Annotated in this window: 1 pseudogene; it reads right to left on the reverse strand. The window is 57.7% G+C overall.

Annotated elements, in window-relative coordinates:
- Window positions 1–302 (reverse strand): annotated as a pseudogene (locus AB4Z32_RS27910) (MFS transporter); the annotation flags it as partial.
- Window positions 303–355 lie beyond the last annotated feature (53 nt).

The following is a 355-nucleotide window of genomic DNA, read 5'->3' on the forward strand; positions in this document are numbered from 1 at the left end:
ATCCAGCGCCGCGCGCCAACCTTGTACAGCAGCATATTGCTCGGCACTTCAAACAGCACATAGCCGACCACGAACAGGCTGGCGCCCAGGCCATAAGCTGTGTCGCTCAAGCCAAGATCGCCTTGCAGCTGGAATTTGGCAAAGCTGATGTTGATGCGGTCGAAGAAGGCGAACAGATAGCAGATCATAATCAGCGGCATGATCCGCCATGCCGCCTTGCGCACAACGGCGGCTTCGGTCACCGCGCCGCTGCTTAGCGTCTGATCGGCCGCTGCGGCGGCCAGTATGCTTTTCGTGGACATAAAAGGTCTCCTTTGCCGGCGCTTTCGAGGGCCGGTCATTAGTTTAAGTGTGT

Origin of the sequence: Massilia sp. 2TAF26, from assembly GCF_052115005.1 — a bacterium.
Classification (GTDB): Bacteria; Pseudomonadota; Gammaproteobacteria; order Burkholderiales; family Burkholderiaceae_D; genus Telluria.